The organism is Wenzhouxiangella sp. AB-CW3 (genome assembly GCF_014725735.1).
In the GTDB taxonomy this organism is placed as follows: Bacteria; Pseudomonadota; Gammaproteobacteria; order Xanthomonadales; family Wenzhouxiangellaceae; genus Wenzhouxiangella.
The window spans coordinates 2,059,818-2,083,482 of record NZ_CP061368.1 but is presented as its reverse complement, the minus strand read 5'-3'; the positions used below and the strand labels follow the sequence as shown (position 1 = coordinate 2,083,482).

The following is a 23,665-nucleotide window of genomic DNA, read 5'->3' as shown; positions in this document are numbered from 1 at the left end:
TGCACCGGGGATGCAACCCCGGTCTACGCCTGAGACTCGGCCACCGGCAATATTGCGGGTGCGGTATTCCTGGGCCGGCGTTGCGTCGCCGGCGTTCCCGGCATCGATTCAAGCTCCCTACACCGGGGACGCAGCCCCGGCCTACGCCTACACCGGCTAATGATGCCACCTTGTAGGCCGGCCTTGCATGGCCGGCGTTCCGCGGCATCTATCCGGCGTCTGTGCACCGGGGATGCAACCCCGGTCTACGCCTGAGATTCGGCCACCGGCAATATTGCGGGTGCGGTATTCCTGGGCCGGCGTTGCGTCGCCGGCGTTCCCGGCATCGATTCGGCGTCCGTGCACTACACCGGGGACGCAGCCCCGGCCTACGCCTGCACCGGCTAATGATGCCATCTCGTAGTTCCCGGCATCTATCCGGCGTCCGTGCACCGGGGATGCAACCCCGGTCTACGCCTGAGATTCGGCCACCGGCAATATTGCGGGTGCGGTATTCGTGGGCCGGCGTTGCGTCGCCGGCGTTCCCGGCATCGATTCGGCGTCCGTGCACTACACCGGGGACGCAGCCCCGGCCTACGCCTGCACCGGCTAATGATGCCACCTTGTAGGCCGGCCTTGCATGGCCGGCGTTCCGCGGCATCTATCCGGCGTCTGTGCACCGGGGATGCAACCCCGGTCTACGCCTGAGATTCGGCCACCGGCAATATTGCGGGTGCGGTATTCGTGGGCCGGCGTTGCGTCGCCGGCGTTCCCGGCATCGATTCAAGCTCCCTACACCGGGGACGCAGCCCCGGCCTACGCCTACACCGGCTAATGATGCCACCTTGTAGGCCGGCCTTGCATGGCCGGCGTTCCGCGGCATCTATCCGGCGTCCGTGCACCGGGGATGCAACCCCGGTCTACGCCTACACCGGCTAATGATGCCACCTCGTAGGCCGGCCTTGCATGGCCGGCGTTCTCCCACCCCCGATCTACTCCAGATTCAACCCACCAATCGAATCCGGTTCCCGCATACCCCAACACGGCTCATACAACCCGCGCTCGACCCAGGCATGAAAACTCGACCACCGGTACTGACGCGCCATGGCGACATAACCATGCCGCACCGGGTTGTAATGGATGTAATCCATGTGAACCCGGAAATCGCGATCATCACGCAGGATATGGTCGTAATACCGCGCCTGCCACAACCCCCGCCACGAAAGGCCGCGATCGCGGCGTTCAAAACATACCCGCCGCTTGAGCGAAGACACCAGGGCAGGGATGTCATGCCCTTCATCGGCAATCAGCAGCCAATGCAGATGATCGTCAAGAATCACATGCGCCAGATGCCGGAACGGCAGGTCACGCTTGAGGGCCCGCATGCATTGCAGCAATTGCCGCTTGTCTCGACTTTCACGCAACCAGGGCCGGCGGTTTCCGGTCACCAGCGTCAGGAATACCCAGTCTTCGGGTTGAAAGTATCGTCTGAACCGCGCCATGCGCATATTTTCCGAGGAGACCCTGGGCGGGTCATCAGAAAAAGGGCGCGAACGGTTGTAGGAATTTTCCGAATCATGCCAAGCTACGATGGGAAATGATGCCACTGGTAGGCCGGCCTGGCATGGCCGGCGTTCCCGGGCATCCATCCGGAGTCCGTGCGCCGGGGACACGCGCGGCCGGATTCCAGCGCGGCGCTTCTTGCTGCGCAAGCCGTCCCGTGCTTTCACCCTGTGCTACCCCAGTCTAAGCCGGGAAATGATGCCACCTGGCGTAGGCCGGCGTTGCATCGCCGGCGCTCTACTCGTCCGACGTTTTCTTGATGTTGATGCTTTCGTATCCCTTGACCAGGGGCTCAAGTCGGTGATGAAAAGGCTTTGAAAAGCCGATGAAGTCATCGCGCAGGGCCATTGGTGCATCGACGGAGCCGGCCGGGCCCAGCGCGGCGGCCAGGTCCTGGCGGGTGTCGAGCACGTCCAGATACTCCGGCTTCCATTCGCGGCCAAGAAACTCGTGAATCGTCCGGGCGGTTTGCTCGGGCTGGCGCACGACGTCCTCGTAGTGCACTTCGAGCATGGGGTTGGGAAGGTATTCCAGCCACAGGTCGATAAAGGCATCGTTGAGCCGGATTTCCTGGCCCAGGGCAGCGAGATCGTAGCTGTACTCGTGGCCCTGTGCATAGCGCTTGAAATAGCATGACAGGCCAAGATCCATCAGGTCCCGGCGGCAGAAGATGATCGGGGTCTTGGGCATCCAGAGTGGAAGAAAGCCCAGCAAGGGGAGGTTGCCCGGGTTGGTCAGCGTCCGAGGCATTCGTTCGGGGTTGTACTGGTCCAGATAGCGTGCGGCTTCCCGTCGACTCTCATCTGCCTCAAGTTCACGGATGTAATTGATGAGATGGCGGGACGAGAACTTGTTCTTCTCGGCGCCGAGTCTGCTGTGCCCGAATACCATGAAATCGCGCTGTTCCCGGCATGGCGTGATGTCCGGGTCGCCGGTGATCAGGCTTTCGACCAGCGACTTGCCGCTGCGTGAAAAGCCCATCACGAAGATCTCACACGCATCGGTGTCCCCGAAGTCCTTTCTTTTTTCGAGGAATCCCGGTTTCATGAATCCACCAAAGACCTTCAGAAGCCCGATCGCCAGCTCAGGCTGATGTTTGCCGTAGAGCTTGCGCGCGCAAAGGTTGGCCTGTTGGTAGCGCTGGAAGGCGGCGTCTTCTTCACCGAGGTCCAGCAGTGCCTTGCCCAGTGCGAAGCCGGCGAACACCTGTTCCTGCAAAGGCAGGTGCCCGGCATCAAGCGCTTCGGTCAGTGCCTGCAAATGCTTGTCTTCAGCATCGGCCCAGGTGGTGAGATCACCGACGGCTTCCAGGGTTTCGATTCGATGCGGGGCCAGTCGCGCGGCTTCCCGGTAACAGGCCAATGCCTCTTCCGGCTCGCCAAGATCCATATGAACCGAGCCCAGGTTATGAAGAATGTCCGGCTGGTCCGGCTTCAGTTCCAGTGAGCGCTTGTAATGGTCGCGCGCACTCAAGGTGTGGCCGTCATCGCGGTCCACAGTGCCGAGGTTGGCCTCGGCGGCGAAGTAATCAGGTTGCAAGTGTCTTGCCTGCTGGTAGGCTTCTCTGGCCGCATCGGTTCGTTTCAGGCCGCGCAGCGCGTTGCCCTTGTTGATCAGGGCACTGGGAAAATCGGGCTTGATGGCCAGCGCCCGCTCGGCATGTTCAAGGGCGGATTGGTCTTCGTTGAGACTGTGAAGAACGGAGGCCAGTTGATTGTGCACCCCGGCATTGTCCGGCTCCATGGCCAGCACCTGTTCAAAGCACTTTCGTGCATCGCCCAGTTGCCGCAGGCTCTGAAGACAGCTACCGAGAATGGCCAGTACCTCGGTATTCTTGCGGTCGAGCTTGTGAGCCTCGTAAAGCGGCTCGATGGCTTCGCGGTGCTTTTGCTGGCGGGCAAGGATCTTTCCCAGCAGTTGCTGAACTTCAAAGTGTTCTGGCCAGCGGCGGACCAGATCCGCCATGATTTTCTCGGCCCGACGGAACTGGCCACGCGATGCGGCCTTGTTGGCGTCGGCCAGCTCTTTCTTCGCATGGTGTGGCAGTTCCGCCTTGGGACCGGAATCGTCGCCCAGAACCCCGGCGGCCTGACCTTCGGCCAGCACCTTCCCGGCATCATCGGGAAAGCCGGCCAGGGTCAGGGCACGCGCCAGGGCCAGCCAGTGGTCCGGGTTGCCGGGTTCGGCATGCAGTGCCTTCTGCAGCAACTCGGCCGCGGCGGCCGGTTGATCGGAAGCCAGGGCCACGCGTGCAAGACCATGGTGGGCGCTGGCATGTCCCGGTTCCAGGGCCAGGATTTCGCGGTACTGGGTTTCGGCTTCGGACAGTTTGCCCTGTTCGAGAAGATTGTGGGCGCGGGCGAGTTTTTCGGTGCTCATGGCGGGTTCCGAATCGGGTTCTGGTCTGCAGGTTATTGTGCAATTTTTTTGCCAGGGGGGCATTCAAGCTTGTTTACCGGAGATGCAACCCCGGTCTACCTGGGTTGTGGCGTCTGGCGTAGGCCGGCGTTGCATCGCCGGCGTTTTGGGCGGTGGTTTGGCGCTTGTTCACCGGGGATGCATCCCCGGTCTACGCATTCGGGTGTTTTCCGGACGATCTGACGGCATGTTCCGGATATCCATTTGCGTGATGGGTTTCACGCAATGATTTCGGTGATGTGGCCGGTATTGGCTTTCTCGGCGCGTTGAAAAAAAACCGGAAAAAATCGCTAAAGGAATTCTGGAATGTTCCGCTACCGGGGTTGAACGCGAGTTTCGGTTCGCGCCGATGCACCCCGGGAGCCAAGAGAAAAGGGGGGTATCGGGGACGCAGGGCCGGCAAGCGGGTAACGACTGACAACATCCCAAGGAGGCATACAGTCATGGCAGTTATTAACACCAACATTCTTTCGCTGAACGCTCAGCGTAACCTGGGTCAGTCCCAGGGTGCCCTGGCGACCTCGCTGGAGCGTCTGTCATCGGGCCTGCGCATCAACAGCGCCAAGGACGATGCGGCCGGCCTGGCGATTTCGGAGCGTTTCACCACGCAGATCCGCGGCCTGAACCAGGCGGTTCGGAACTCCAACGACGGCATTTCCCTGGCACAGACCGCCGAGGGTGCGCTGGGTGAGCTCAACAACAACCTGCAGCGGATTCGTGAGCTGGCCGTGCAGTCGGCCAACGCCACCAATTCCAATGCCGACCGCGCCGCGCTGGACCAGGAAGTGCAGCAGCGCCTGGCCGAGATCGACCGCATTGCCGAGCAGACCTCGTTCAACGGCCGCAACGTGCTCGATGGCACCTTCGGCAACGCCACCTTCCAGGTTGGTGCCAACGTCGGACAGACCATCGGCGTGGACCTCAACACCAGCATGCGCCTGGATTCCATCGGTGCGGTGGCCACGACCTCTTCGGTCGACACGAGTGGCCTGATCTCTGAGGGTCAGGATGGTGTTTCGGGTGCTGCCGCCGTTTCGACCACCGGTGAAATCGATCTGGCTCAGCTTGATTTTTCTACGGTGTCGGGTAGCGCGGCTACCTTTACCACCGACGACCTGACGCTTGGCGACTTCGGTACAGGCACAGAGTTTACCGTTACCGCGCCTGGTGGAACTACGGTTACGGTGGAGCTGGTGTCTGGAGATAACTCGTCACTTAATTCCCTTTCAGTCGCAATCAGTGATGCTGCGGCTTTAACCACAGGGGCCAATTTCAGCACGAGTGTTTCAGGCGATGGAATTGAATTCACAGCCCTCGACAACAGCGCCGGCAACTTCAGCTTTGGTGGAACTGATGCTGGGCTGCTGACAGCCGGAGATACCGATGATGTCGCAGGCGTGGCTGACGATTCCTCGGCCAATGTCACTTTCACGGTCACCGGCCCGACGGCCACCGGAACTGGATTCAGTTCTGAAATCACGCTGAACAGTGATTTGTCTGGAAGCATCTCGGACTTGGTCACTGCCATCAACGCTGCTGGCAGCGGGTTCTCGGTTGCCGCGAATACCGCCGGCGAGCTGGTCTTTACTTCCGACGATGAAGGCGATGGCGTAATCGGCATCTCCGGTGATGACGCCTTCTTCAATGGTCTCACCACGACCACTGAAGGTGACGAAGCGCAAGCGTCGGTTGCCGGCAGCACGATCGAAGTCGCCGGAGACTTCTCGATCCAGATCGGTGACGCCAGTGCGGTAGCCGTGGCTGACGGCACGTACGACAGCGCGCAGGGTCTGGTCGATGCCATCAACCTGGCTCTGGCCGGTGAAGGTCGTGCCAGCCTCAACGACGACAACGAAATCGTGCTCAGCGCCCAGGAAACCATCACGGTGACCGCCGGTGGCGATGCCGCCACGCTGGGCTTTGACGCCGTCTCCGAAGCCGGTGGCAGCCTGGTCGGCACCAACGTGCTGGACGTCGACGGTGCCAACGACACGATCTTCCGTGTCGACGCTGCCCTGACCTCGGTCAGCGACCTGCGCAGCGACTTCGGTGCGGTGCAGAACCGCTTCGAGTCGACCATCGCCAACCTCAATGCCACGGTGGAAAACCTGGAGAGCTCGCGCAGCCGGATCCAGGATGCGGACTTTGCGGCCGAAACGGCCAATCTGACCCGCGCCCAGATCCTGCAGCAGGCCGGTATCTCGGTCCTCTCGCAGGCCAACGCCCAGCCGCAGAATGTGCTGGGACTGCTGCAGTAAGCAGCCGACAATCGATCACCCGCTCCGGCGGGTGATCGGGCCCAGGGGGTCGGGCGGTCTTCCGTCCGGCCCTTTGGTGCATCAGGAACCAGGTTGAGGGGTGTCTCATGGACAACACGCTTTCGACTGTACAGATGAAGCTGGCCCGGGCGGGGGAGCAAAGCCCGGAACCGTTGCGCAAGGCAACCGGGGAGCGGTCGGCGCCCAGCGTCGAACAGCTCGAAACGCGCGAATCACCGGCAGAAAGCCAGCGGGCCATGATGGAAAAGCTGGCCGACCAGTTGGCCGAGTTCGTGCGCGAGTCGGGCCGCCAGCTGGAATTTCAGGTCAACGAGGAACGCGGCCGGGTGGTGATCCTGGTCAAGCATTCCGAGTCCGGCGAGGTGCTCAGAACCATACCGCCGGACGAGGCCCAGCGCATGGCTATGAGCGCCGGTGCCGAAGGCGTGTTGATCAACCGCCGGGCCTGAGCCTGCCCAGGCAGGCACACTTTTTGCTAGGGTTGGATTACGGTCGCCGTTTGGCCGGTGAGTTCAGCCAAGGAGTATGACGATATGGCAACGATTCAATCGATGGGCGCGGGTTCCGGCATGGACATGGACCGTCTGGTCCGTGATCTGGTGGCCGCCGAGCGCCAGCCGGTAGAGGATCGTCTCAATCGCAGCGAGGCCCGCTTCAGCTCCCAGCTTACGGCCATGGCCGAGTTCAAGGGTGCGCTGTCGGCGCTGGGTGATACCGCCCGTTCGCTGGAGCGTGGTGGCGGCCTGTCGGAACGCTCGGCGACCAGCTCCGACCCGGAAGTCTTTACTGCCAGCGCCCAAAGTGGCACGGCACCCGGCCAGTTTGATATCGAAGTGCTGGAACTGGCTTCGGCCCACAAGGTGGCCACCGACCCATTTGCCAGTCGCACTGATCCGGTGGGTACCGGAACGCTTGCGTTTTCAGTGGGCGACTCATCGTTCAGCATCAATGTCCAGGAAGGCAACAACAGCCTGGCCGATATCCGCGATGCGATCAACAGCGCGCCTGACAATCGTGCCGTGACGGCCAATATCATCAACGAGGATGGCGGCAGTCGCCTGGTGCTTACCGCCCGGGATACCGGCGCGGAGAATGTCATCGAGGTCAGCGCCAGCGGCGGTGACGGTGGGCTGGCTGCCCTGACGTCGTTCGATGAGCTTACGGCCGCCGCCGATGCACGGGTGCGGATCGAGACCTTTGAGTTCTCCAGTGCATCCAACCAGGTCGAGGGTGCCATCGACGGCGTAACGCTGGATCTGCAACGGGCCGCACCGGGCGAGATACAGACCCTTACGGTCAGCGAGAACCGCGAGTCGACCATCGAGTCAGTTCAGCGCCTGGTCGAGCGATTCAATGCGCTGGCCGACATTAACCGCAACCTGGCCGGTTACGATCCGGTGGCCGAGCAGGGCGGTCCGCTGCAGGGCGATGCCACGGTGCGCGGTGCCATGTCCCAGGTCCAGCGAATTCTCAATGGCCTGGTGGAAGGCGCCGATCCGCGATTCAACAGCCTGCCGGCGCTGGGCATTACCAGCAATGCCGAGGGCCGCTTCGAGCTGGACGAGCAGGCGCTGAACCGGGCGCTGGACGAGCGTCCGGGCGTGCTCGACGAGGTCTTCGGCGGCGATCGCGGAATTGCCACGAACCTGTCTTCCTATCTGGGATCCGTGCTGGGCCCCGGCAGCCTCATGGAGGGCCGGGTGGCCGGCCTGCAGTCCCGTCTGGACAGTATTGCCGAACAGCGGGTCAGGCTCGACACCCGGATGCAGTCGGTCGAAGCGCGTTACCAGCGTCAGTTCGGTGCCCTGGATTCCATGATCGCGCAGATGAACCAGACCAGCGAGTTTCTGGCCCAGCAGTTTGCCGCCCTTGAAGGGCAGGGTCGGCGCTGAGCGGCTTGAGTCGGTATTGATTCTGCACTGCAGGCTCTGGTCTGAAGCGGGGCTGCCAAGTGGCAGAAACCTGATCCCAGAACAGGTGAATCCAGCTCCAGCGCCCCTAAAGATGCCGTCAAGCGGGCCGCTAAAGTGGACAGGATGCACATTGCAGGTCTGGTAACGGGACAACACCATGAATGAAATGCTCAATGCCTACCGTGAGAACAGCGTGGCGAATGCCGAGTACTCCGATCCGCATCGATTGATCTCGATGCTGTTCGACGGTGCTGCCGAATATCTGATGCGTGCCATTGGTCATACGGAACGCGGTGAGGTTGCACGCAAGGGAGAATGCCTGGGGCGCGTGGTCTCGATCATCGACACGCTGGATGCCAGCCTGGATCATGGCGCGGGCGATGGCAGCATTGCCGCCAACCTGGCCTCGCTATACGATTACATGCAGCGTCGTCTCACCGAGGCCAATTTCGAGAACGATGCCGCCAAGATGCGCGAGGTGCATGGCCTGATTACCGAAATCAGGGATGGTTGGAATGCCATTCCGCCGGAAGCGCGGGCTCAGGCGGCATCGGGTAACGACGCCTCATGAACGCCGATGCCCGCCCTGAGCAGATGGAAGCGATCCGCCAGATCGGGCAGCGCATTCGTGAGCAGGTGCGCCAGGCCGATCTGGAAACGGCCGGAGACCTGGCCGTGGAGCGTCACCAGCAGGTCGTGGCGCTGTTTTCTGACCTGGACGGAGACGGTGATATGCTGGCGGCAGGCATCCGGGAATTGCTCGACGAAGATCGCGAGCTGATTGGACTGCTCACCGAGCTCAGGAGTCGGCTGGAGCAGGAACTGGGTTCGGCCAGGCGCGGTGCGCGTTCGGCCCGGGCTTACATGGAAGTCGCCGATCGGCGTTGAATTCGGAGGTGTGCCATGGTCCATTACGAAGATCGGCTTCCGCTGAGCTGGATCATGGAGCGTCCTGATAGCGACCTCGATCGGCATCATCTCGAATCGACCAATCTCTCGATTCTCAATGGTGTGGCCGCTGTCGAGGAGTTGCCGATCGAGCGCCTGAAGGAAGAACAGCCCGAGCTGCACCAGGAGCTGGCGCGTCTGGATGCCAAGCTCCACCTGGTGCTGGACATGGTGGCCCGTCTGCTTGAACGCGAGGAAGCTCGTCCGGAATCGCGCCTGGTTCGTCTTTCGGTGGATGCCATGGACTTCGCTGACCCCGAGCACGAGTTTGAAGTCGGACAGCGCGGCACGCTTCGGTTGCACCTGCACCCGGCCATTCCCGCTCCGCTGGCACTACCCGGTGCTATCGAGGAAGACTGCGAGCACGATGGAAAGCGCTGGCTCCGTTTCAAGCCCGACACCATGCCGCAACCCCTGCGCGATGCGCTTTCACGCCATATATTCCGCCATCATCGTCGCATGGTGGCCGCTGCACGCCGCAACGACTGATACCCCCTGGCTGGCCCCTTGGCCGCCACAACGCTACAATTCCCCCATAGTCCGTATCCAGAATGACACGAGCAAAGGGGGAATGGCATGAACCGGAGTGCGACGGGATCGGTGGAAACGCGATTGAAGTCGAGTGAGATCCAGTTTCTCAAGGTCTTTCGCTACAACCCCATCGCCATGGTGTTGGTCGAGCCTGATCTGAGTCTGGCACACACCAATCAGGAGTTCAGGCGCCTGATCGGCCACGCCAATCGCGATCTTCTGGGCCGTTCGATCGGTGATCTCGTCGACGGCGAGGATGGCAGCCGCATGGTTCTGCGACTGCGACGCTCACTGGATTCCGGCAGCCCGGAGCAGGCCGAAAGCTGGGAAGAGTTCAGGTTGCTTCGTCAGGATGGGCAGACGCGCTGGATTCGTCTCAATACCGAGGAAATCCACGACCGCGACGGCGAACTGATCTACCTGCTCCTGATGTTCGAGGACATTACAGAGCGCAAGTGTTTCGACCAGGAGCGCGAGGCCTACCGGCAGCGACTGGAGCATCTTTCCCGGCGATTGCTGGAGTCGCAAGAAGCGGAGAGACGAAAGCTGGCGCGAGAACTTCATGATGAATGGGGTCAGACCCTGACAGCCATCAAGATGGGCATGCAGGCAGTGCGTGGTGGACCGGGTGTTGACGGCATTCTGGACACGGCCACGGCCGAGGTCGATCGGCTCATCCGGCACGTGCGTGAGTTGTCGCTGCAGCTGCGGCCCTCCGTACTGGATGATCTGGGGTTGGAGGCCGCATTGAATTGGCTGATTGCGCAACACAAGCGCGCTGGTATGAAGCTGGACCTGCATGTGGACCTTGACGGGCAGCGACCTTCGGCAGAAGTGGAGACGGCCTGTTTTCGCGTGGTTCAGGAGGCCCTGACCAATGTTCGTCGGCATGCCGGTGCCGAGCATGTGGAGGTACGCGTGGGATGTCGGCATGGGCAACTGGATTTGTTGATCCGTGACGATGGCGAGGGCTTTGATGCCCACCGGGCTCAAGAGCATGCCGGCCGGGGCCGGAGCCTGGGACTGCTGAGCATGGAAGAGCGGGTCAGCCTCCTTGGTGGGGCATTCGAGCTACTCTCTACGCGGGGTGTGGGTACTCGCATCACGGCCCGCCTGCCGCTGCATGCGGGTACTGAAGAATTTCCCTCATCGCCATTGGCGGCCCAGGACGGGGTGCTGGGTACATGAAGCAGCGTATTCTGCTGGCCGATGATCATGCATTGATGCGTGCCGGCATGCGGGCCCTGATCGATGGTATGGGGCATGCTGAAGTGGTGGCAGAGGCCGGCACCGGGCTGGAAGCCGTGGCCCTGGTTGCCGAGCACCAGCCGGATATCGTGCTGATGGATATCAGCATGCCGGAACTCAACGGGCTAGAGGCGCTGGCACGCATTCGCCGACGTGACGCCGATGTTCGCGTGATCATGCTATCGATGCATGCTGACGAGGAGTACATTGTTCAGTCCCTGAGGCTTGGTGTGGCCGGATACCTGCTCAAGGACTCGGCCACGATGGAGCTGGAGCTGGCGCTGCGCTCGGTGGCGGCAGGAGAAACCTACCTCAGTCCGGCCATTTCCAGGCAGGTGGTTGATGACTACCTGGGTCGTCTGGCCGACTCCGATGGTCCGCTGGACCGATTGACTGCCCGTCAGCGGCAGGTGTTGCAGCTCGTGGCCGAGGGGCATTCGACGCGTCAGTGCGCGGAGTTGCTCAATGTGTCGGTCAAGACCGTGGAGTCTCACCGGGCCAACCTGATGGATCGTCTGGGGGTGCGCGACCTGCCGGGTCTGGTGCGTTTTGCGGTGCGCCATGGACTGGTCAGTGCCGAGGGCTGATGGCCTGGCCCGAATTGTGCACTGATTCACAGGTCTCGCTATCTCCGCCCTTTTTCAGGGCTCCCCCAGATCAAATTCAGGGTTTCCCCGAACCCTGATTCAGGGTTTTCCTGATCGTGTCAAAGCGCTGACGGCGTAAAACTGTCACTGAATTCGCGCTTGTCGGATTTTTGACGAAACGACACGAAAAGGGGTACGCCATGCTGCACAATGGGCTTCAGATTCGCACCGGCCAGCAACTGACCGTCACGCCACAGTTGCAACGCGCCATCCGCCTGCTGCAGCTTTCCTCGATCGAGCTCGATGGCGAGTTGCAGCAAGCGCTCGATGACAATGTCTTTCTGGAAACCGAAGAAGCCGACGAGATCGGGGACTCGGGGGGGGCGGAACGCGAAACGGTCGGGCCTGCAGCATCGGCCAGCCCGGGTGGGGTGCTGCCGGAGCGCGAACAGGCCGCACCCGATGCCGACCTGCATGCGCACCTGGCCTGGCAGCTGGGCATGTCGTCCCTTTCGGAGCGCGATCTTCAGATCGCCGAGTTGATCATTGATGCGCTGGACGAGGATGGCCTGCTGGCTGCCGATCCTGACGGGTTGCGCCGATTGGTCCCGGGCGCTCCGGCCAATGCTGCGGAGTTCGAGGCGGTGCGGCAGGTCATCATGGGCTTGGATCCCGTCGGCTGCGGTGCGGTTGATATTGCCGAATGCCTTTCGGTGCAACTCCGGCGGCGCGAGCTGTCATCAAAGGTGCGTGAAGCGGCCGACGCATTGCTGGCGCTGGGTCTGGAAAGCCTGGCTGGTGCCGATACTGAAGAATTGGCGGCCTCCATTGGAGAGAATGCGGCCACGGTGTGCGCCGCCATGGAAGCGTTGCGCCTGCTTGACCCGCGGCCTGGTCGGCGCTACGGCGCAGTCGATGCCGAGTACATCGTGCCCGATGTCGTGGTGCGGCAGTGTCGTGGACGCTGGGTGGTGGAGCTCAACCCGCAGGTGTTGCCGCGACTCCGGGTCAATGAACTCTATGAGCGCCTGATGGCCGAGCAGGCCGAGGGCCACCGGGCCATGCATGGTCAGCTCCAGGAGGCTCGCTGGCTGGTGCGCAGCGTGCAGATGCGCAACGAAACGTTGCTCAAGGTGGCCGGAGCCATCATGCGACACCAGAGTGGTTTCCTGGAACATGGCGAAATTGCCATGCGTCCGATGGTGCTCGAAGAGATTGCCGCGGCCGTGGGCATGCACGAGTCGACCGTGTCCAGGGTCACCACGCGCAAGTACATTCATACGCCGCGAGGCAACTTCGAGCTCAAGTACTTCTTTTCCAGTCGGCTGGGTACCCGTAATGGCGGGCGCTGTTCGTCGACAGCGGTGCGGGCGCTGATTCGTCGCATCGTCGAGGGCGAGGAAGCGGGTCAGCCGCTGAGTGATGGTCGCATCGCCAGATTGCTGTCCGAGCGTGGTGTACGCATTGCCCGGCGCACAGTGGCCAAGTACCGCGAAGCGATGGGTATTCCCCCGGTGGCCGAACGTTTGCTGGCGGTCGAGCGGGGCGAGCGGATTGCCGCCCACCACTGATTCCGGCTGGGAGGGAAGCATAGCAATGAGTACTGGAGATCGAACCATGGATGCAGCCATCGAAATACCGGTTGATTCGAAATCAGCCAGCGTGGACGGTTTCATGACCGAACCACCAGCCAGTTCCGACCTGACCGGCCTGATCGGCGAGTCGGAGGCCATCGGCGAAGTGCGTGCGCTGATCCGGCAGGTGGCGGAGTTCGACAGCAATGTACTGGTGCTGGGTGAATCCGGCACGGGCAAGGAGCTGGTGGCCCGGGCCATTCATGACATGTCCGATCGCGCCGATCGGCCGTTCGTGCCGGTCAATTGTGGTGCGATTCCCTCCGAGCTGCTGGAAAGCGAACTGTTCGGTCACGAGAAAGGCGCCTTTACCGGTGCGTTGGCGCGGCGTCGCGGACGTTTTGAACTGGCCGAGGGCGGCACCCTGTTCCTGGACGAGATTGGCGACATGCCGGTGGCGATGCAGGTCAAGTTGTTGCGCGTGTTGCAGGAACGTTCGTTTGAACGCGTCGGCGGTACTGAAACCCTGCGCTGCAACGTGCGGGTCATTGCCGCAACACATCGGGATATCGAGACGCGCATCGAGCGTGGAGAGTTTCGTGAAGATCTGTACTACCGGCTCAACGTCTTTCCGATTCAGGTGCCTCCGCTGCGCGAACGGCCCGAGGATGTGCCGCCGCTGGTCGAGCATTTTCGGGCTGCCTTGTGTCGCCGCGGCATGGGCGAGACTCGCTTCTCGGAAGGGGCCCTGGCCGCGCTCAGTACGCATGCCTGGCCGGGCAATGTCCGCGAACTGCTGAACCTGGTCGAGCGCATGACCATTTTGCGGGCCGGACGCAGTGTCCAGGCCCGCGACCTGCCGCCACGCTATCGCCAGGAGCTGCCAACCGACGAGGATGCGCTGGGTCGTCGTGTCGCGACCGCGTCGCCGGATCTGCCCTTCGAAGAGCGTGCCTTGCCCGAACTGCCGGATGAGGGCGTGGATCTGAAATCCTACCTGAGCAACGTCGAGACCGATCTGATTCGCCAGGCGCTGGAGGAAACCGGGGGCACGGTGGCTCATGCCGCCGAGTTGCTGGGTCTCAGGCGCACCACTCTGGTGGAAAAGATGAAAAAGCACGGCCTGAGCGCGACGGAATACTGACGCGGACCTCATCGGGCTGGAACGAATTTTGCCTCTTATTCTGATGACACCCATCAGGCCAGGTGGCCGGTTGACGATGCAGCGATCTCATGAACAACTTGAAGAAGCCTTTGGTGCCTTCAACCGGCTTTCCGAGCAGCTGTCGTCGGCCTATCGTGACCTTGAAAAGCGGGCGGCCGACCTGGCCGGAGAACTGGCCCGTTCGCGCCAGGAAAAGGCACAGCTTGCTGATCGTCTGGGTGCCTTGATTGATTCTTTGCCCGGCGGGGTGGTGGTGGTTGATGGCGATGGCCTGGTCAATGACTGCAATGCCACGGCGCGCCAATGGCTGGGCGATGACCTCAACGGCAATGACTGGAATGCGGCGCTGGAAGCAGCCGCCGGCCAGATTTCGGATGACGGCCGTGACGTGTCTATCGGCGATCTCGAGTTGACGCTTTCTCGCCGCGAGCTTGAAGGACAGTCCGAAACGATCTTCCTTCTGACCGATGTCAGTCAAGCGCGTCGTCTGCAGGCGGAACTGGACCGTCACCGACGCCTGGCGGCCATGGGCGAAATGGCCGCCCGCCTGGCCCACCAGGTCCGCACACCGCTGTCTTCGGCAGTGCTCTATGCCGATCACCTGACCGAACGGTCGCTGGATACCGACCAGCGTCGGCGATTCGGGCAGCGCCTGATGGCCCGCTTGCGTGATCTCGAGCAGATGACTCGCGACATGCTGGGATTTGTGCGCGGCGGATGTGCTGTCGCAGAGAACGTCGATGTGGCCGGTTTGATCGACAGTGTGCGTCAGACGCTGGAACCGGCCTTCCGGCAGGGCCGGCGTCTTCGTACGGGTGCCGTCCTCCCCGGGCTGGTGGTGCGCGGCGATCGCCGGGCGCTGACTGGCGCTCTGTGCAACCTGATCGAGAATGCCTGGCAAGCGGACGAAGCGGCCACGGTTCGACTCGAGGTGTCCCGCAGCCACAACGGGTGGGTGGATATCCGGGTTGAAGACGATGGTCCAGGCATTGCCGCTGGCGAGGCCGATCGGGTGTTCGAGCCGTTTCATTCCGGTCGCAGTGACGGAACCGGGCTGGGCCTGGCAGTCGCCCGGTCGGTGGCCGAGGCGCATCGCGGCCAGCTCGAACTGCTGCGACATGCACCCAAAGGTGCGCTGTTTTCACTCAGCCTGCCGCTGCACGTCACGGCGGCCGGTCGGGAAGGGGCAGCCAGGCTGCCAGGAGAGATGGCATGACCGAATTTCATGTGCTGATCGTCGAGGACGATGCCGACTTGCGCGAGGCCTTGCGCGAAACGCTGGAGCTGGACGATATCAATGTCAGCGTGGCGGCCGATGGTCCGAAAGCGCTTGAACTGCTGGAGCACACAGCGGTTTCCCTTGTGGTATCGGACATCCAGATGCAGCCCTGGGACGGCCTGGAACTGGTCACCCGTATCAAGCTGCGCCATCCGGGCATCCCCGTGGTGCTCATGACCGCATTCGGCAGTGTTCCCCAGGCGGTGCAGGCCATTCGTGAGGGGGCGATTGACTACCTGGTCAAGCCCGTCTCGTCCGCAGAGCTCCTGGACATGGTCCGCCGTTTCGACGCTCCGGCGGTCGAATCCGAAGGTCTGGTGGCCGAGGATCCACGCAGCCGGGAATTGCTGGGGCTGGCGACCCGGGTGGCGCATGCAGATATCAGCGTGCTGCTCAGCGGGCCCAGCGGCAGCGGCAAGGAAGCCTATGCCCGATTTATCCATGCCGAGAGCGATCGGGCCGGACAGCCGTTCGTGGCCGTGAACTGTGCCGCGATTCCCGAACATATGCTTGAGGCCGAACTGTTCGGCCATGAAAAGGGCGCGTTTACGGGTGCGACCCAGGCTCGCATCGGCAAGTTCGAGCATGCCGATGGCGGCACGCTGCTGCTCGATGAGATTTCCGAGATGGACCTGTCGCTGCAGGCCAAGCTGCTGCGGGTTCTGCAGGAGCGCGAGATCGAGCGGCTGGGTGGCAACCGCACCATCGGGCTCGATGTGCGTGTCATTGCCACCACCAACCGTGATCTGCCGGCCGAAGTCGCAGCGGGGCGTTTCCGGGAAGATCTGTTCTACCGACTCAATGTTTTCCCGCTGAACCTGCCCCCACTATCCGAGCGTCCCGGCGATATCGAGCCGCTGGCCCGGCGTTCGCTGCTGCGACACTGGCGCGGCAGGGCAGCACGGCCCTCACTGACCACCGAGGCGCTCCAGCGGTTGCTGGAGCACCACTGGCCGGGCAATGTTCGCGAGCTCGACAATGTCATCCAGCGCGCCCTGGTGCTTGCTGGCGAGAGCAGTGAGATCGGGCCTGCGGAGCTTTACTTCGAAACGGTCCCCGGCAGCGCCACGGCTGCGAACAGCCCGCGTCCCGCGACCGAGAATCTTCACGAAGCCGTCGAGGATCGCGAAAGCGATGTGATTCTGGCTGCACTGCAGGCCGAGGGCGGGCATCGCGGGCGAACGGCCAGGCGACTGGGGATCAGCCCGCGAACGCTTCGATACAAGCTTTCGCGCATGCGCGATGCCGGTCTGAACATTCCCGGCAAGGCTGGCCCGCAATTTGCAGCGTCTGGCCGGTAAGAGCGTGGTGGCGGCTCGACGCCCCGAGGAGGAAAGGAAGCGATGAGCGAAATGTCCATTCAGCAGGTGCTGTCCCAGATGCGGGCGCTGCAGAGCGACGCGACCGGTCAGCCGGAGTCGACGCAGGGGACTGCCGGAACCCAGTTTTCCGAATTGCTGAGCCAGTCGATCGAGCAGGTCAACAACAATCAGCAGCAGGCCGCCGAGCTCAGTTCAGCCTTCGAGCAGGGTGACCCGAATGCCGATCTGACCGAGGTCATGATCGCCATGCAGAAGGCACGAGTCTCGTTCGAAGCCATGACCGAAGTAAGAAACAAGCTGGTCGAGGCTTACAAGGAAATCCAGAACATGCCGATCTGATCGCCATTGCGATTGGTGAGGTCGAACCGCGAATGAACAGGTAATCAGGACCATGGCAGCACAGGACGTGATGACAGTGAACTCCCGGCTGGCGGTGATCGACCAGGTCCCCGGGCTCAGGCAGTTGCTCGTGCTGGTGGGCATTGCAGCCGCAGTGGCCGCGGGGGTCAGCATGGTGCTTTGGTCCTGGGGCGATACCGAAAGCATCCTGCACAGCAACCTGTCTGATCGCGATGCCGTGGAGATTGTCCAGACCCTGGATGCGGCCGGCATTCCGAACAGCTACGAGGCCGGCAGCGGTGTCGTGCGGGTGCCGGACAATCACCTTCATGACGCAAGACTGGCGCTGGCATCGGAAGGACTGCCCAGTGCCGCAGGCACCGGGTTCGAGATGCTGGGCGAGGAGAGAGGGCTGACCAGCAGCCAGTTCATGGAGAATGCCCGCTACCAGCGTGCCCTGGAGGTCGAAATACAGCGCACTATTGCGTCGATCAGCGCGGTGCGCGCCGCGCGGGTGCACCTGGCCGTGCCGCGCGAGAGTGTGTTCGTTCGCGATCGCCGGCCCGCCAGTGCTTCGGTGCTGCTCAATCTGCATTCCGGGCGTCGTCTGGAAGGTGCCCAGGTCGAGGCGATCATGAACCTGGTCGCTTCATCCGTGCCTGACATGGAACGTGCCCAGGTTTCGATCATAGACCAGCACGGAACGTTGCTGTCCGCGGATTCTGCCGGCGGTGGCAGTCGCACTGGCGATGAGGCCTACCAGCGGGCACAGCAGGTGGAAGAGCGTCTGGCGCGTCGGGTCGAAGATCTGTTGACGCCAATTGTCGGTTTAGGACGCGTTCGGGCCCAGGTGACGGCAGACATCGATTTTACCGTGCGCGAGGAAACCGAGGAACTGTTCGACCCGGAAGGGCAGGTGATACGCAGCGAGCAGATCAGCGAAGAGCCGGGCGGACGTGAATGGGTGCGCGGCATTCCCGGCGCGCTCAGCAACCAGGCCGATGCCGATGTTGCCGAGAATGACGAAGCCGATGAGAACAACCCCGAGGTGCCGATGTCGCGGCGCTCGACCCGAAACTTCGAAATCGGTCGAACCATACGCCATAGTCAGACTCCAATTGGTAGTGTCCGCCGCCTGTCGGTGGCTGTCGTTGTCGATCAGCCGCGAGAGGCAGACGAGGAGGGCGTGATGCGGCCTGTTCCCTACAGCGAGGATGAAATCGAGCACCTGACCGGACTGGTGCGTGAGGCCGTTGGTTTTGATGTCGATCGTGGCGACAGTGTCAGCGTCGTCAACCGTCCCTTCCGCGAGGTCGAGATGGACGATGCCGGCACGACTGATGATTTCACGCTGCTCGAACGGCTTGATGTTCTGGGCATCCTGCGCATCGTCGCCTCGGTGTTCGTGGTCCTGTTGCTGATCCTGCTGGTCGTGCGGCCGCTGTTCCGCCAGTTGCTGTTTACTGCGCCCGCCACGCAGCAACAGGCGTTGCCCGCCGGAGCGGGCGGTACGGCCATGTTGCCCGACGAGGATGATCGGCTGCGCGAGCGGGAGCAGGCGCCCATGGACCCCAAACAACGCTACGAGGAACGCATCAATCAGGCGCGCTCGGCGGTCAACCAGGACCCCAAGCGGGTGGCACAGGTCGTCAAGCAGTGGGTGAACGAAGATGGTTGATCAGAAGACCTTCGCCCAGAAAATTTCAGGGACCGAGCGAGCGGCAATTCTGTTGATGTCGCTAGGCGAGAACGAAGCTTCCGAAGTGCTCCGGCACATCGGCGCCAAGGAGGTTCAGAAGATCGGCACTTCCATGGCGACCATGAAATCGGTGTCGCGCGACGAGGCCACCGATGTTCTGGAGCACTTTGTGACCACCGTGGACGAGGAAACATCGTTGGGTGTGGGTGCCGACGAGTACGTCCGCCGGGTGCTGACCCAGGCCCTGGGCGAAAAGGCCTCAAGTCTGATCGACCGGGTTCTGCTGGGCCAGAAGAGCAAGGGACTGGAGGCGTTGAAGTGGATGGATCCACGCAGCGTCGCCGAGATGATTCGCCAGGAGCACCCGCAGATCATTGCCATCGTACTGGCCTACCTGGAAAGCGATCATGCCGCCGAGGTGCTGAGCGCGCTGCCCGACCAGGTCCGTCCCGACGTGATCATGAGAATTGCAACACTCGATGGCATTCCGCCATCGGCTTTCAATGAACTTGACCAGGTCATGGAAAAGCAGTTTGCCGGCAACGAGAACCTGAAGTCGTCCAGTGTAGGCGGCATCCGTTCGGCCGCCGAGATTCTCAACCTGGTCGAGGGCAGTACCGAAGAAGAAGTGATGGAGGCGGTGCGCGAGAGCGACCAGGCGCTGGGCGACCAGATCCAGGAACAGATGTTCGTGTTCGACAATCTCAAGGAGATCGACGATCGAGGCATTCAGTCCCTGTTGCGCGATGTGCAGTCCGACACCCTGGTGGTGGCGTTGAAGGGCGCGGACAACGAGATCAAGGAAAAGATTTTCGGCAACATGTCGCGCCGCGCCGCGGAAATGCTCGAGGAGGACCTGGAAGCCAAGGGTCCGGTTCGCATCTCCGATGTGGAGGCCGCGCAGAAGGAAATTCTGACCACGGCACGACGGCTGGCCGACCAGGGCGAGATTCAGCTCGGCGGCAAGGGAGAGGAATATGTCTGATCTGCTTGAGCGCGAAGACCTGGGCGAGGTCGAGCGTTGGCAGGCGCCATCGGTTGCAGCCGGCAGCCCGGAGTCGCGCGCGGCGGGCCGGAAGGAGCGACCCTCCTACATTCACAGTGCCCGTGAGCTCGAGGAGCTGCAGAAGCGGGCCTGGGAAGAAGCCTGGGCGCGCGGCGAAGCCGACGGTCGCAAGGCAGGCGAGAAGGCAGTGCGTGCCGAAGCCCAGAAGCTGACGCGCATCGCAAAGTCCATGGCCCGGCCGCTGGACGAGGTTGATCAGGCGGTCGAGGAGGAGCTCGCCTCCCTGGCCCTGGCCATTGCTCGCCAGGTCATTCGACGCGAGCTGCGCACCGAGCCCGAGCATGTCATTGCCGCGGTACGCGAGGCGCTGGAAGCACTGCCTTCCAACAGTCGCGAAGTTCGTGTACACCTGCACCCCGACGATGCCCGGCTGGTTCGAGAGGTGCTCGCCAATCCCGAAGGCGAGATCGCCTGGGATATCCGCGAGGACCCGGTGCTTGAGCGTGGCAGTTGCCGGGTCAGCTCGAACAGTGCCAGAGTCGATGCCACGCTGGAATCGCGTATTGCCGAGATCGCCACGCGTGTGCTGGGTAGCGACCGGGCGCGAGGCGGTGATGCCGGCGACGAGGACGATCAATGAGTTCGGCAAGAGCAAAACGCTGGGCCGACAGTCTCAGACAGCGACGGTCGCTTGCGGCCGCCGGAGGCAGTGTAAAAGCGTATGGTCGGCTACGCCGGGTCGTCGGGCTGACGCTGGAGGCGGTCGGCGTGGAAGCGGCCCTGGGCGAGCGCTGCTGGGTGGTTGATCAGCACGACCGGCGGATCGAAGCCGAGGTCGTGGGCTTTGCCGAAGACAGCGTCTACCTGATGCCAACCGAGGAAATACGAGGGCTGTCGCCGAACGCCAGGGTCATGCCCGGCGGCGGCGTGCTGGATGCACCGGCGGGCAGGGCCTTGCTGGGACGGGTCATCGACGGCGCCGGCGAGCCGCTGGACGGACGCGGACCGCTACGCGCCGAATCTCGCACCCGTCTGCAGGGTGACACCATCAATCCGCTGGAGCGAACCCCGATCCGTGAGCCACTGGATGTGGGGGTTCGCGCCATCAACAGCCTGTTCACCGTGGGCCGGGGGCAGCGTCTTGGCCTGTTTGCCGGTTCCGGTGTGGGTAAGTCCACCCTGCTGGGCATGATGACGCGTTTTACCGAGGCCGACGTGATCGTGGTTGGCCTGATCGGGGAACGTGGACGTGAAGTGGCCGACTTCGTCGAATCCACGCTGGGCAAGGAAGGGATGCGGCGGGCGGTGGTTGTGGCCAGTCCGGCCGATCGTGCTCCCCTGATGCGCATGCGCGGCGCCTGGCTGGCCACGGCCATTGCCGAGCACTTCCGCGATCAGGGCTTGAAGGTGCTGCTGCTGATGGATTCGCTGACCCGGTTCGCCCAGGCCAAGCGTGAAGTGGCCCTGGCCGTGGGCGAACCACCGGCAACCAAGGGCTATCCACCTTCGGTGTTCACCAGCTTGCCGACACTGGTCGAGCGTGCGGGCAACAGTGTTCGGGGGGGCGGCTCGATTACCGCCTTTTACACCGTACTGGTCGAAGGCGATGACAGTGCCGATCCGATTGCCGACGCCTCGCGTGCCATTCTGGATGGCCATATCGTGCTGTCGCGCCAGATGGCCGAGTCCGGGGTGTATCCGGCCATTGATGTCGAAGCCTCGATCAGCCGATCGATGATGGATATCACCTCCGAATCACACCAGGCAAAAGTTCGCCGGTTCCGGCAAATTCATGCCACTTATCGTCAGAACGAAGACCTTATTGCCGTGGGTGCCTATCGCCAGGGCAATGATCCACGCATTGACGAGGCCGTCGCTTATCGTCCGAAACTGCTGGATTTCCTGCGTCAGACGCGTGAAGAGGCGGTGCCGCTGGCCAACAGCTTCGAGCAGCTGGAGGCATTATTGGGATCCGAGGCCGAGTCCGGACAGTCTGGCACATGACTTGCTTGTATGTAGGGCAGACGCGGATTGCCGAGATTTCGACAGATGACTGAAAAGGGGATGACAAGGTGACAAGATCCGAGCGACTGAACCGTGTGGCCGGGCATGCCGAGAACGAACAGAACGAGGCCTCAAGCCAGCTGGCGGCATTGCAACAGCGACTCGATGCCCAGGAGACTCGGCTGGCCGATCTGCGCGAGTACCTGGCCAATTACCATCGCGAGCTCGATCAGGCACGCCAGGGGGAAGTCAAGGCGTCCTGGTTGAAGAACTACGCCACATTTCTGGATCGGCTCAAGCAGGCCGTGGATCAGCAGGAAAACCAGGTCCAGGCCGCACGCCATGACTACGAGCGTCAGCTACAGGTCTGGAAGGAAAAGCGCTCGCGCACGCAGGCGATTGCCAAGGTGGCCGATCGACGTCGCCGGCAGGAAGCCCGGGACGAGGATCGTGCCGAGCAGCGCGCGACCGATGACCTGGTGCTTGGCAATTCACTCTACCGGAGCATCTGACCATGATTCCAGGCATGCAGGCTGTCGGCAGTGGTGGCGCCAACGGATCAGCATCACCGGCTACTCCGCAGGCCGATGGCGAGGCCTGGGCCGGGATTCTGGCGCTTTTTGCCGATCTGGGAGAAGCCGGTCTGACGCTGGAGGGCACCGATACGCAGATGCCGATCGCGCTCGATGCGCTGGACCCGGATATCTTCGAACAGTTGCCCGGCGGCATGCCCGACCAGGAATTGATGGACTGGATCGTCCAGATCGAGATGCTGCTGGCTGATCCTGAGGCATTGGCTGAAGATTTCGAGCAATTGGTCACCGATCTGCGTGACGCCGGACCGATCGGGGAGACGCTGGCCGGACTGATCGAACAAGCACGGGTGGCTCAGGCCGAAGGCGACGAGTCGGCCCGGGAGCGACTGGTCGTGCTGCTCAACCAGGTATCGGATCGGCTCTCTGCCGAGTCGGTATCACGTCCGGACGCTCCAGGTCGCGACGAACGGCCGGTACAGGTCGGCTCAAACAGCCAGTTTGCGGCTGCGACAACTCGAGTTCAGGGCGAGACCGAGCGCAGTATTCCGCGGGCCGAGAACCTGCGCCTGGATCGCATTGTCGCGGAGCCTGAGCGCATGGTGGGCGAACGCGAACCGGTGCAGTTTTTGCGCGACCCCGTTCAGGCCCGTCCCGAAAGCCGCTTGCCGGCAGCCTGGGCGGGTGGAGCAGAGTCTTCTTCGTCAGCCGCTCGCGCCGATCTGGCAGGTCTGCTGAACGGTACGCTCAGCCCCCTGCGGTCGCAGGCCCTGCCTCCGCAGACCCCGGCAAGCCCCGAGGCTCGCGCGGCAGCCGAGCAGACTTTCGAACGGGTAGCCTGGATGAGTCGACGCGAAGGAGGACAGGCGCGTCTTCAGTTGCGTCCTCCGGAACTGGGTCAGGTCGATATTCGTGTCAAGGTGCAGGGCAAGGAAGCCAGCATCCAGATGAGTGCGGCCAACGCCCAGGTGCGAGAGGCGCTGGAACAGATGCTGCCGCGCCTGCGCGAGCTGCTGGAAGGGCAGGGCTTGCACATGAGCGATGCTTCCGTGGCCGATTCGGGTACCGGGCAGGCGGGTCAGCAAGGCGATGGGCAGGAACGCTCAGATTCCCCGTCGGGCCAACGCCTGCAGGCCTCGGACGAGGCCGAGCAGGCCGCTTCACGCCCGACAGCCGGCCAGGGACTGCTGGATTTGTATGCCTGAATTCTGACGGCGTCGGTTTTCCGACGCTAGTCGCCTGCCAGGCCTGGCACGGCTTTTGCTCCCATAGGGTTGA

21 protein-coding genes are annotated in these 23,665 nt (G+C 62.6%); 19 read left to right on the top strand and 2 right to left on the bottom strand.

The annotated features are described in order from the left end of the window. Positions 1–971: 971 nt before the first annotated feature. Positions 972–1,481, bottom strand: coding sequence for an REP-associated tyrosine transposase (locus IC757_RS09135; protein ID WP_190974009.1), 510 nt, complete (start codon positions 1,479–1,481; stop codon positions 972–974). Between the two features lie 298 nt (positions 1,482–1,779). After that, positions 1,780–3,921 carry a tetratricopeptide repeat-containing sulfotransferase family protein gene (locus tag IC757_RS09130; protein WP_190974008.1) on the bottom strand — a complete coding sequence of 714 codons (2,142 nt, stop codon included), beginning with the start codon at positions 3,919–3,921 and terminating at the stop codon, positions 1,780–1,782. 482 nt (positions 3,922–4,403) lie between these two features. On the opposite strand from IC757_RS09130, the gene IC757_RS16865 reads away from it, so the two are divergent. The 19 genes from IC757_RS16865 to IC757_RS09040 all read left to right on the top strand — a co-directional run bounded on the left by IC757_RS16865 (position 4,404) and on the right by IC757_RS09040 (position 23,592). Further along, the gene (locus IC757_RS16865) at positions 4,404–6,218 is read left to right on the top strand and encodes a flagellin (protein WP_190974007.1); all 1,815 of its coding nucleotides are present in this window, start codon (positions 4,404–4,406) and stop codon (positions 6,216–6,218) included. 107 nt (positions 6,219–6,325) lie between these two features. Next, positions 6,326–6,688 carry a flagellar protein FlaG gene (locus IC757_RS09120; protein ID WP_190974006.1) on the top strand — a complete coding sequence of 121 codons (363 nt, stop codon included), beginning with the start codon at positions 6,326–6,328 and terminating at the stop codon, positions 6,686–6,688. A gap of 84 nt (positions 6,689–6,772) precedes the next feature. Then, positions 6,773–8,131: a flagellar filament capping protein FliD gene (gene fliD / locus IC757_RS09115; RefSeq protein WP_190974005.1), complete on the top strand. Its 1,359-nt coding sequence runs from the start codon at positions 6,773–6,775 to the stop codon at positions 8,129–8,131. A 178-nt stretch (positions 8,132–8,309) separates the two neighbouring features. After that, positions 8,310–8,723 carry a flagellar export chaperone FliS gene (fliS, locus tag IC757_RS09110; RefSeq protein ID WP_190974004.1) on the top strand — a complete coding sequence of 138 codons (414 nt, stop codon included), beginning with the start codon at positions 8,310–8,312 and terminating at the stop codon, positions 8,721–8,723. Then, positions 8,720–9,040, top strand: coding sequence for a flagellar protein FliT (gene fliT, locus IC757_RS09105; protein ID WP_190974003.1), 321 nt, complete (start codon positions 8,720–8,722; stop codon positions 9,038–9,040). Before fliS ends, fliT begins: the two co-directional genes overlap by 4 nt. Before the next feature lie 15 nt (positions 9,041–9,055). After that, complete coding sequence (locus tag IC757_RS09100) at positions 9,056–9,589, top strand: PilZ domain-containing protein (protein ID WP_190974002.1); 534 nt, start codon at positions 9,056–9,058, stop codon at positions 9,587–9,589. Positions 9,590–9,712: 123 nt separating this feature from the next. Further along, positions 9,713–10,819: a PAS domain-containing sensor histidine kinase gene (locus IC757_RS09095; RefSeq protein WP_190974001.1), complete on the top strand. Its 1,107-nt coding sequence runs from the start codon at positions 9,713–9,715 to the stop codon at positions 10,817–10,819. Then, positions 10,816–11,466 carry a response regulator gene (locus tag IC757_RS09090; RefSeq protein WP_190974000.1) on the top strand — a complete coding sequence of 217 codons (651 nt, stop codon included), beginning with the start codon at positions 10,816–10,818 and terminating at the stop codon, positions 11,464–11,466. The genes IC757_RS09095 and IC757_RS09090 overlap by 4 nt, the downstream gene beginning before the upstream one ends. A 200-nt stretch (positions 11,467–11,666) precedes the next feature. Continuing rightward, a complete protein-coding gene (rpoN, locus tag IC757_RS16730) occupies positions 11,667–13,037 on the top strand; it encodes an RNA polymerase factor sigma-54 (RefSeq protein ID WP_223846080.1) in 1,371 nt (456 codons plus the stop codon). 46 nt (positions 13,038–13,083) lie between these two features. Next, the gene (locus IC757_RS09085) at positions 13,084–14,184 is read left to right on the top strand and encodes a sigma-54-dependent transcriptional regulator (RefSeq protein WP_223846079.1); all 1,101 of its coding nucleotides are present in this window, start codon (positions 13,084–13,086) and stop codon (positions 14,182–14,184) included. Positions 14,185–14,260: 76 nt separating this feature from the next. Continuing rightward, positions 14,261–15,421, top strand: a complete 1,161-nt coding sequence (locus IC757_RS09080) for a sensor histidine kinase (protein WP_190973998.1) — start codon at positions 14,261–14,263, stop codon at positions 15,419–15,421. Next, positions 15,418–16,785 carry a sigma-54-dependent transcriptional regulator gene (locus tag IC757_RS09075; protein WP_190973997.1) on the top strand — a complete coding sequence of 456 codons (1,368 nt, stop codon included), beginning with the start codon at positions 15,418–15,420 and terminating at the stop codon, positions 16,783–16,785. The genes IC757_RS09080 and IC757_RS09075 overlap by 4 nt, the downstream gene beginning before the upstream one ends. Positions 16,786–16,827: 42 nt before the next feature. Then, on the top strand, positions 16,828–17,145 hold the full coding sequence (gene fliE / locus IC757_RS09070) for a flagellar hook-basal body complex protein FliE (RefSeq protein WP_190973996.1): 318 nt from the start codon (positions 16,828–16,830) through the stop codon (positions 17,143–17,145). Positions 17,146–17,197: 52 nt separating this feature from the next. Next, positions 17,198–18,823 (top strand): flagellar basal-body MS-ring/collar protein FliF, encoded by a 1,626-nt coding sequence (gene fliF, locus IC757_RS09065; RefSeq protein ID WP_190973995.1) that lies wholly within the window; start codon positions 17,198–17,200, stop codon positions 18,821–18,823. Next, on the top strand, positions 18,816–19,829 hold the full coding sequence (fliG, locus tag IC757_RS09060) for a flagellar motor switch protein FliG (protein WP_190973994.1): 1,014 nt from the start codon (positions 18,816–18,818) through the stop codon (positions 19,827–19,829). The genes fliF and fliG overlap by 8 nt, the downstream gene beginning before the upstream one ends. After that, positions 19,822–20,490 (top strand): flagellar assembly protein FliH, encoded by a 669-nt coding sequence (locus IC757_RS09055; protein ID WP_190973993.1) that lies wholly within the window; start codon positions 19,822–19,824, stop codon positions 20,488–20,490. Before fliG ends, IC757_RS09055 begins: the two co-directional genes overlap by 8 nt. Beyond that, positions 20,487–21,854, top strand: coding sequence for a flagellar protein export ATPase FliI (gene fliI, locus IC757_RS09050; RefSeq protein WP_190973992.1), 1,368 nt, complete (start codon positions 20,487–20,489; stop codon positions 21,852–21,854). Before IC757_RS09055 ends, fliI begins: the two co-directional genes overlap by 4 nt. 68 nt (positions 21,855–21,922) lie before the next feature. Further along, positions 21,923–22,366 (top strand): flagellar export protein FliJ, encoded by a 444-nt coding sequence (gene fliJ / locus IC757_RS09045; protein WP_190973991.1) that lies wholly within the window; start codon positions 21,923–21,925, stop codon positions 22,364–22,366. Positions 22,367–22,368: 2 nt separating this feature from the next. Continuing rightward, the gene (locus IC757_RS09040; RefSeq protein ID WP_190973990.1) at positions 22,369–23,592 is read left to right on the top strand and encodes a flagellar hook-length control protein FliK; all 1,224 of its coding nucleotides are present in this window, start codon (positions 22,369–22,371) and stop codon (positions 23,590–23,592) included. Positions 23,593–23,665 lie beyond the last annotated feature (73 nt).

Coding starts and splice junctions, on each gene's coding strand:
- rpoN (WP_223846080.1), top strand. CDS start 11,667: ATGCTGCACAATGGGCTTCAGATTCGCACCGGCCAGCAACTGACCGTC.
- fliE (WP_190973996.1), top strand. CDS start 16,828: ATGAGCGAAATGTCCATTCAGCAGGTGCTGTCCCAGATGCGGGCGCTG.
- fliD (WP_190974005.1), top strand. CDS start 6,773: ATGGCAACGATTCAATCGATGGGCGCGGGTTCCGGCATGGACATGGAC.
- fliF (WP_190973995.1), top strand. CDS start 17,198: ATGGCAGCACAGGACGTGATGACAGTGAACTCCCGGCTGGCGGTGATC.
- fliS (WP_190974004.1), top strand. CDS start 8,310: ATGAATGAAATGCTCAATGCCTACCGTGAGAACAGCGTGGCGAATGCC.
- IC757_RS09130 (WP_190974008.1), bottom strand. CDS start 3,921: ATGAGCACCGAAAAACTCGCCCGCGCCCACAATCTTCTCGAACAGGGC.
- fliT (WP_190974003.1), top strand. CDS start 8,720: ATGAACGCCGATGCCCGCCCTGAGCAGATGGAAGCGATCCGCCAGATC.
- fliI (WP_190973992.1), top strand. CDS start 20,487: ATGAGTTCGGCAAGAGCAAAACGCTGGGCCGACAGTCTCAGACAGCGA.
- IC757_RS09100 (WP_190974002.1), top strand. CDS start 9,056: ATGGTCCATTACGAAGATCGGCTTCCGCTGAGCTGGATCATGGAGCGT.
- IC757_RS16865 (WP_190974007.1), top strand. CDS start 4,404: ATGGCAGTTATTAACACCAACATTCTTTCGCTGAACGCTCAGCGTAAC.
- fliG (WP_190973994.1), top strand. CDS start 18,816: ATGGTTGATCAGAAGACCTTCGCCCAGAAAATTTCAGGGACCGAGCGA.
- IC757_RS09075 (WP_190973997.1), top strand. CDS start 15,418: ATGACCGAATTTCATGTGCTGATCGTCGAGGACGATGCCGACTTGCGC.
- IC757_RS09135 (WP_190974009.1), bottom strand. CDS start 1,481: ATGGCGCGGTTCAGACGATACTTTCAACCCGAAGACTGGGTATTCCTG.
- IC757_RS09080 (WP_190973998.1), top strand. CDS start 14,261: ATGCAGCGATCTCATGAACAACTTGAAGAAGCCTTTGGTGCCTTCAAC.
- IC757_RS09085 (WP_223846079.1), top strand. CDS start 13,084: ATGGATGCAGCCATCGAAATACCGGTTGATTCGAAATCAGCCAGCGTG.
- IC757_RS09055 (WP_190973993.1), top strand. CDS start 19,822: ATGTCTGATCTGCTTGAGCGCGAAGACCTGGGCGAGGTCGAGCGTTGG.
- IC757_RS09090 (WP_190974000.1), top strand. CDS start 10,816: ATGAAGCAGCGTATTCTGCTGGCCGATGATCATGCATTGATGCGTGCC.
- IC757_RS09040 (WP_190973990.1), top strand. CDS start 22,369: ATGATTCCAGGCATGCAGGCTGTCGGCAGTGGTGGCGCCAACGGATCA.
- IC757_RS09120 (WP_190974006.1), top strand. CDS start 6,326: ATGGACAACACGCTTTCGACTGTACAGATGAAGCTGGCCCGGGCGGGG.